Annotated in this window: 3 protein-coding genes; all 3 read left to right on the forward strand. The window is 70.1% G+C overall.

The window, feature by feature from the left end; translation table 11 throughout:
- The first annotated feature begins 47 nt into the window (after window positions 1-47).
- From ACIRG5_RS44635 to ACIRG5_RS44645, 3 genes are read left to right on the forward strand one after another with little or no spacing between them, the layout of a single operon-like run.
- On the forward strand, window positions 48-6,386 hold the full coding sequence (locus ACIRG5_RS44635; RefSeq protein ID WP_402916885.1) for a beta-ketoacyl synthase N-terminal-like domain-containing protein: 6,339 nt from the start codon (window positions 48-50) through the stop codon (window positions 6,384-6,386).
- Between the two features lie 44 nt (window positions 6,387-6,430).
- Window positions 6,431-7,630: a methionine adenosyltransferase gene (metK, locus tag ACIRG5_RS44640; RefSeq protein ID WP_402916887.1), complete on the forward strand. Its 1,200-nt coding sequence runs from the start codon at window positions 6,431-6,433 to the stop codon at window positions 7,628-7,630.
- Window positions 7,631-7,632: 2 nt separating this feature from the next.
- Window positions 7,633-8,631 carry a carbohydrate kinase family protein gene (locus tag ACIRG5_RS44645; RefSeq protein WP_402916889.1) on the forward strand — a complete coding sequence of 333 codons (999 nt, stop codon included), beginning with the start codon at window positions 7,633-7,635 and terminating at the stop codon, window positions 8,629-8,631.
- Window positions 8,632-8,733 lie beyond the last annotated feature (102 nt).

Here is an 8,733-nt window from a genome sequence, read left to right on the forward strand (position 1 = left end):
GCCCCTGGGGCGCATCGGCACTTCCCCGAACGCGAACGGAGCCCGACATGAGCCACCGCGTCACCTCGGTGACCCAGCTGTACGAACTGGTCAGTCAGGGCCGGATCGACAAGGCGGAAGCGGTACGCCTGGCCAGGCAGCTGCAGGAGGCCGGGCCCGCCCGGCCCGCGGTGACGCCGGGAGTCGATCCGGACGTCCTGGCCGACCGGGTCTGCGACGTCCTGGCGGACAAGGTCCGGCAGCTGCTCAAGGTCAGCGCCGACGACCTCGACGTGGACGTGGACCTCAGCGAGTACGGCCTCGACTCGGTGATCATCACCCAGCTCGCGACCATGGTGAACGACGCGCTGGGCACCGACATCAAGCCGACCACGATGTTCGACCACCCGAACCTGCGCGAGCTGGCCGCGCACATCGCCGGCGAGCACGGTGCCCGGCTCGCGGACCGTCTCGGCCTGCGCCCCGCCGCCGTCCCGGTGGCGAAGGAACCGGTCCGCGAGACCCCGCGTGCCCCCGTGACACCTCCCCGACAGGTTCCCGCCGCGCAGGACCGGGGAACGGACGCGGTCGCGATCATCGGCATGAGCGGCCGTTTCCCGCAGGCGGACGACCTCGACGCGTTCTGGCGCAACCTGTCCGAGGGCCGCGACTGCATCAGCGAGGTGCCCGCCGACCGCTGGGACTGGCGGGAGCTCTACGGCGATCCCTTCGCGGAGGAGGGCCGCACCACCGTCAAGTGGGGCGGGTTCATGGACGGCGTCGCCGACTTCGACCCGGAGTTCTTCGGCATCTCGCCGCGCGAGGCACGGCTGATGGACCCCCAGCACCGGCTGCTCATGCTGCACGTGTGGAAGGCGCTGGAGGACGCCGGTCACGCCGCGTCCTCACTGGCCGGCAGCGATCTCGGCATCATCGTGGGCACGGCCGGTACGGGCTATCAGCGGCTGATCGAGGAGAACGCGCGCGGCGGTGAAGGAGTGGCCGCGACGGCCACCGTCCCGTCCATCGGTCCCAACCGGATGAGCTTCTTCCTCGACGTGCACGGCCCGAGCGAGCCGGTCGAGACGGCCTGCTCCAGCTCCCTCGTCGCCCTGCACCGGGCGGTGTCCGCGTTGGAGCGGGGGGAGTGTTCGCTCGCGGTGGCGGGCGGGGTCAACACGGTGCTCGTGCCGGACGGTCACATCAGCTTCGGCCGGGCGGGGATGCTCAGCGACGACGGCCGCTGCAAGTCGTTCTCCGACCGCGCCGACGGCTACTCCCGGGGCGAGGGCATCGGGATGCTCGTGCTGAAGAGGCTGTCCGCGGCCGAACGCGACGGCGACCACGTCCACGGCGTGATCCGGGCGACCGCCGTCAACCACGGTGGCCGCGCCAACTCCCTGACCGCGCCGAACCCGAGGGCGCAGGCCGCGGTCATCCTCGACGCCCACCGCCGGGCCGGCATCGACCCGCGCACGGTCGGCTACGTCGAAGCGCACGGCACCGGAACGAAGCTCGGCGACCCCGTGGAGATCAACGGTCTGCGGGAGGCGTTCCGGGAGCTCTACGCCGACCACGGGGCCGAGATCACCGGCAGCCACGTCGGCATCGGCACGGTGAAGACCAACATCGGGCACCTCGAACTGTCCGCCGGGGTGGCCGGCGTGCTCAAGGTGCTGCTGCAGATGCGTCATCGCACGCTCGTCGAGAGCCTGCACAGCGAGACCGTCAACCCGTACGTCGAGGTGGACGGCAGCCCGTTCTTCCTGGTGCGCGAACGACAGCCGTGGGCCGCGCCGCTCGACGCCGACGGCAACGAGCTCCCTCGCCGGGCCGGAGTCAGCTCGTTCGGCTTCGGCGGCGCCAACGCGCACGTCGTGCTGGAGGAGTACCGCGCGCCCGCCGCGAAGAGCGCCGAGCAGGGGCCGTTCGCCATCGTGCTGTCCGCCAAGGAACCCACCACCCTGGTGGCCCGCGCCCAGCAGTTGCTCACCTGGATCGACGACCACGCCCCGTCCGACGGCGACCTGGCGAGCCTCGCGTACACCCTCCAGGTCGGCAGGGTGGCGATGGCGGAACGACTCGCCTTCACCGCCGGGACCGTGGAGGAACTGCGGGAAGTGCTGCGGGCGTTCGTTTCCGGCGATGCACCGGGGCACGTGCACAGGGGCAGCCCGCAGCCGAACGCGCTGTGGAAGGCGCTCGCCGCCGACGAGGACATCGCCGCCGCGATGGACACCTGGGTCGCCAAGGGCAAGCTGTCCCGTCTGCTCGAACTGTGGGCCGGTGGCTTCGACTTCGACTGGCGCCGGTTGCACGGCGACACTCCGCCGCGCCGGATGCCGTTGCCGTCCTACCCGTTCAACCTGCGTCGCTTCTGGATCGCCGACGGCGGCTCCCGCGCTGTCGCCACCCCGAAGCCACTCGCGTTGAGCGGCGACGAGTTCTACGTGCGCGACCACCTCGTGCGCGGACTTCCGGTGCTGCCCGGGGTCGCCTACCTCGAACTGGCGCGCGAAGCGCTCGCCGGTGGTGGGGCCGGCGTGCGGTTGCGTGACGTGTGCTGGCTGCGGCCCATCGAGGTCACCGGGCAGTGCGGCGTCGAGGTGCGCCTCTCGTCCCAGGACGGCGCGTTCGAGGTGAGGGTGGAAGGTGCGGAGGCGGTCCACGCCCAAGGTGTCGGGCAGGTCGACGAGACGCTCACCAGGACGTCGGAGAAGATCGACGTGCGGGGACTGCTCGGTTCCTGCCCACGCACCACCGGCTCCGCCGAGTTCTACGAGACCTACGCGCGTCTCGGCATGAGCTACGGCCCGTCGTTGCGGGCGGTGCGCTCCCTGCACCAGGGCGACGGTGTGGCAGTGGCCAGGCTGACCGTGCCGAGTGAGGCCGTGTCGTCGCTGGTGCTCAACCCCAGCGTGCTCGACGGCGCGTTCCAGGCCGTTCTCGGCGCTTGGAGCGGCGAGGACGACGGCGCCGGCCGCCTGGCGCTGCCCTTCGCGGTGCGCGAGGTCGAGGTGCGTGCCGCGACTCCCGCGGACGGCTGGGCCGTCATCCGCCGCCACACCGGCGACCGCGGCGGTGACGTGCACCGGTTCGACATCGACGTCTGTGACGCCGACGGGCTCGTCTGCGTGCGGATGCTCGGCTTCAGCATCAAAACTCTGCCCGCGCCGTCGTCAGACGGCCGGACCTGTCTCATGACGCAGGTCTGGGACGCCGTCAGCGTGGAGTCCGTCCCGCAGTGGCCTGCGGAACAGGACAGGATCGTGCTGTTCGGTGGCAGTGCGGAAGAGCACGCCTCGTTCCGCGAACTCCGGCCGGAGACCCTGGTGCTGGACACCGCGGGCACGGTCGAGGAACTGAAGTCGGCCTTCCCCGCCGACGCCGCGCACGTGGTGGTGCTGGCTCCCGCGGACGCCCGTGCGGCGTTCCGTCTGGTCAAGGCGGTCCAGGCGACCGGCGGGGAGATCGGCTGGACCGTGATCACCCGGCAGGCCAGGCTCCTTCCCGGTGACAGCGAGGTGGATCCTGCCCAGGCAGGCCTGCACGGCCTGTTCGGCTCACTCGCCCAGGAGTGTCCACAGTGGCCGGTCCGGGTCGTGGACGTTCCCCCAGGGGAACCGTTGCCGTGGAACGAACTGCTGGAACTGGCCCCGCAGCCGGGCGGCGCGCTGCTGGCACGCCGTGACGGCGAGTGGTACCGCCAGGGGCTGGTGGAGCTGGCCGAGCCGGTTCCGGCCGGACCCGCGCACGAGAACCTGCGCCCGGACGACGTTGTCGTCGCCATCGGAGGTGCCGGAGGCATCGGCGTCGTCTGGACCGAGCACCTGATCCGCCGGCACAAGGCACGGGTGGTGTGGATCGGCCGTCGTCCTCTCGACGACCGAATTGAAGGGCTCCGCACCAGGATGGCGGCGCACGGGCCCGCCCCCGACTACATCCAGGCCGACGCGACCGATCCGGTCGCGTTGCGCCGGGCCCGTGACGAGATCGTGCGCCGTTACGGCCCGGTGCGGGGAGTGCTGCACTCCACCATCGTGCTCGGCGACCAGAGCCTCGCGCGGATGGACGAGGAGCGGTTCGGCGTGAGCTACGCCGCCAAGGCCGACGTCGCGGTGAACATCGCGGAGGTGTTCGCGGGCGACCCGCTGGACTTCGTCGTGTTCTTCTCCTCGCTCCAGTCGTTCCTCACCTCACCGGGACAGGCCAACTACGCCGCGGGCTGCACGTTCGCCGACGCCTACGCCGAGCACCTGGGCACCCGCCTGTCCTGTCCCGTCAAGGTGATGCACTGGGGTTACTGGGGCGGTGTGGGTGTGGCCGCCGACGAGGCCCACCGCGAGCGGATGGCCAAGGGCGGTGTCGCGTCGATCGAACCCGCCGAGGGAATGGCCGCCTACGACACGCTTCTGGGCTTTCAGCGCTCCCAGCTGGCGATGATGAAGGTGACGAGCACCCGCGCGTTCGACGGACTTCTCAGCGAGGACGTGATCGAGCACGTCGCGCCCGTGTCGTCGGCGGTGGTCGGCCTTCTGCGCGACAGCCGCGCGGAAGCACCCGACCCCGCACTGGTCGATCCGATCGCCGGCGACGTGAACGAGGCGCTGGCGGAATCGCTCGTCGACTACGTGCGGCACCGCGTGGCGGACGACCCCATGACCACACTGCGGGTGCTGGAGATCGGCACGGGTGACCGGGAGGTCAGGGACACCGTGTTCCGCCACCTCGGATCGTGGCGCGATCACCTCGAAACCTACTGCTACACGGGCCTCTCCGAGGAGTCCCTGGAGAAGGCGTTCGGCGAGCCGGAGCACTACTTCGAGACCAGGGTGTTCGACGTCGAGAAGCCCCTTGCCGGACAGGCGGTCCAGGTCGGCGCGTTCGACGTCGTCATCGCCAACGGGCTGCGGCACGCCACCCGTGATCTTCGTGCTGCTCTGCGCAACACCAAAGCCTCCCTGCGGGCCAACGGAATCCTGTTGCTCAACGACCAGGTGAGTGATGGTCTGGTGGCTCCGACCGCGGACGGGTGGCGACGACTGCTGGCCGAAGCGGGTTTCCGCGGCACGTTCACCGTCGCGGAGGGTCTGCTGGGACAGCGGGTCTTCGTCGCCGAGAGCGACGGTGCCGTTCGACAGCCGAGGGCCGGGGCCGGTCCCGCTGAGGTGCCCGCAACCGGACCTGCGCAACAGGATGAGGCTCCCGGCACGGTCGCGGAGCAGGTCACGGCACTGCTGGCTGACGTCCTCGAACTCGATCCCGCGCAGCTGGAACTGGACGCGCCCCTGCGGCGCTACGGCTTCGACTCGATCTTCATGGCCCAGTTCCTGTCCCAGCTGAGGAAGCACGTCGACGACACCCTGTCGCTGGACGTCATCGCCGAATGCGAGTCGCTCCGCGACGTTCTCGCCGCTGTCGGCGCGACGTCGGCGCCCGTGCTGGCGGTGGAAGACCATCCCGAGCTCGTCCAGATGAACCGGGGCCGCGACGGCCGGCCCGTCTTCTGGATCCACCACGGCAACGGGGGAGTGGAGTCCTACCGGCCGCTGGCCGAACGGTCCGGACGCCCCTTCTACGGGATCCAGCCCAAAGGCTGGGCCGGGTCCGGCGAGATCCTCGGCGGACAGGTGCCGATGGCCAGGCACTACGTGTCCCTCATCCGCGCAGTGCAGCCGGAGGGGCCTTACGACATCGGCGGGTTCTCGTTGGGCGGCCTGCTGGCCTACGAGGTCGTGCGCCAGCTCCAGCTGCAGGGCGCGGAGGTGAACACCCTGGTCATGCTCGACTCCCTGGACGCCCCGGCGACCAACCAGGTCAACGCCATCATGCAGGGCGGCAGGACCGAGCCGGACGCGGTCGCCAAGGTCTCCGCGTTCCGCGCGGTCAACCTCGTGCTCGGCAACAACAGCCTGAACACCGAGGACGGCACGGCCCCGATCCTGCACAGGGACGAGGTCGACCCGAGTCTGTCCTACCCGGACTTCTTCGACTCGCTCATCAAGGCCGCCCTGGCCGCCGGGATCACCAAGACCGAGGCCCAGCTCCGCAAACAGGTCACCCAGCTCGCCCGGTACTTCGAGGCGATGCAGAGCGAGAACTACGTGACGTCGCGGCTGCCGCGGCGGGACTCGGTGTCCTGCCACTACTTCCGCAACCGCAGCGGCGAGTTCTTCGGTGAGTTCAAGGACTACATGGTGCTCTTCGACAACCCGGAGCTGCCCGGGATGGACGGCGTCGAGTACTGGCGCGACTGGAAGTCCCAGATCGACGACTTCCGCGTGACCGTGGTCGACACCAGCAGCCACGCGGACGTGATGACCGCACCCCAGTCGCTCGACGAGGTGCTTCGCCTGTGCGACGAGATCTACGCGCACGACGCGGAAGCCGTGCAGCCGGCCGCGTAAGCCTGCCCGTCCTCAGTAACCCCACTTTCAAGGAGCGCTTTGCGATGACCAACAGCAGGTTGTTCACCAGTGAGTCGGTGACCGAGGGACACCCGGACAAGATCTGTGACGCGATCAGTGACTCGATCCTGGACGCGTTGCTGGCCAAGGACCCGCGTTCGCGCGTCGCGGTGGAGACGATGGTCACCACCGGTCAGGTCCACGTCGCGGGTGAGGTGACCACCGAGGCGTACGCGGACATCCCGACGATCGTCCGCGAGAAGATCCTGGAGATCGGCTACGACTCGTCCGCGAAGGGTTTCGACGGCCACTCGTGCGGCGTGAACGTGGCGATCGGTGCGCAGTCCCCGGACATCGCGCAGGGTGTCGACACGGCGTTCGAGAACCGCGTCGAGGGTGCCGACGACGAGATCGACAAGCAGGGTGCGGGCGACCAGGGCCTGATGTTCGGCTACGCCTGCAGCGACACGCCGGAGATGATGCCGCTGCCGATCGCCTTGGCGCACAGGCTTTCTCGGCGTTTGACGGCGGTCCGCAAGGACGGCACGGTTCCGTACCTGCGTCCGGACGGCAAGACCCAGGTCACCATCGAGTACGCGGGCGACCAGCCCGTGCGACTCGACACCGTCGTCATCTCCACGCAGCACGCCGACGGCATCGACCTGGAGAACCTGCTCGGCGTCGACCTGCGCGAGCACGTCGTGGCCCCCGAACTCGCTGAGCTGAACATCGACACCGCGAACGTGCGGTTGCTGACGAACCCGACCGGCCGCTTCGTCATCGGTGGCCCGATGGGTGACGCGGGCCTGACCGGCCGCAAGATCATCGTCGACACCTACGGTGGCATGGCCCGTCACGGCGGCGGCGCGTTCTCCGGCAAGGACCCGTCGAAGGTCGACCGTTCTGCGGCGTACGCGATGCGCTGGGTCGCCAAGAACACCGTCGCCGCCGGTCTGGCGTCGCGCGTCGAGGTCCAGGTCGCGTACGCCATCGGCAAGGCGGCGCCCGTGGGCCTGTTCGTCGAGACCTTCGGCACCGAGACGGTCGACCCGACCAAGATCCAGCAGGCCATCGCCGAGGTGTTCGACCTCCGTCCGGCCGCGATCATCCGCGACCTCGGCCTGCTCCGCCCGATCTACGCCCCGACCGCCGCGTACGGCCACTTCGGCCGCACCGACGTCGACCTGCCCTGGGAGTCGACGGACCGTGCCGAGGCGCTGCGCGACCTCGTGAACGGAGGCTGACGATGCGGCTGGCCGTCACCGGTTCGATCGCCACCGACCACCTCATGGTGTTCCCCGGCCGCTTCACCGACCAGCTCCTCGCCGACCGGCTCGACTCCGTGTCGCTGTCGTTCCTGGTGGACACGCTGGACGTGCGGCGGGGAGGCGTCGCGGCCAACATCTGCTTCGGTCTCGGCCTGCTCGGATCCCGGCCGGCCCTCGTCGGCGCGGTCGGCCAGGACTTCGCCGAGTACCGGGCGTGGCTGGAGGACCACGGCGTCGACACCGCGTCGGTGCTGGTGTCGCAAACCCGCCACACCGCACGGTTCCTGTGCACCACCGACGAGGCCCAGAACCAGATCGCGTCCTTCTACACCGGCGCGATGGCGGAGGCCCGCCACATCGGCCTCGCGCCCGTCGCGGACCGGCTCGGGGGACTGGACCTCGTGCTGGTCTCGCCCAACGACCCCGAGGCGATGCTGCGGCACACCGCGGAGTGCGTGCGGGCCGGCCATCCGTTCGCGGCCGATCCGTCGCAGCAGCTCACCAGGATGGACGGCGACCAGATCCGCTCGCTGCTGACCGGCGCGACGTGGTTGTTCACCAACGACTACGAGCACGACCTGTTGCTGTCCAAGACCGGGTGGTCCGAGGCGGAGGTGCTCGACCGGGTCGGGGCGTGGATCACCACCGCGGGCGAGAAGGGCGTCCGGCTGGAGATGGCCGGCCTGCCGTCCGCGCACGTGCCCGCCGTCGCGGCCAGGCAGGTCGTGGACCCGACCGGTGTCGGCGACGGGTTCCGCGCCGGATTCCTCGCGGGCCTCGATCGGGGACTGCCGGCCGAGCGTGCGATGCAGCTCGGCTGCACGCTCGCGACCTTCGTCCTGGAGTCGCAGGGCTCGCAGGAGTACTCGGTGGATCCCGAGCGGTTCGCCGACCGGTTCGCCGAAGCCTACGGCCCGGTGGCCGCGGCGGAGGCCAGTCTGTTCCGAACTGTCCACACCGGACAGTTCGCTCTCTGAAGCGCCTTGGAGGACTTCGCAATGACCTCGGACCGGTTGCAGACCCGCAACGGCATCGACTTCGCCGTGGCCGACCTCTCGCTCCACGAGTTCGGTCGCAAG

This window comes from Lentzea sp. NPDC102401, from assembly GCF_044765805.1.
Taxonomy (GTDB): Bacteria; Actinomycetota; Actinomycetes; order Mycobacteriales; family Pseudonocardiaceae; genus Lentzea; species Lentzea sokolovensis.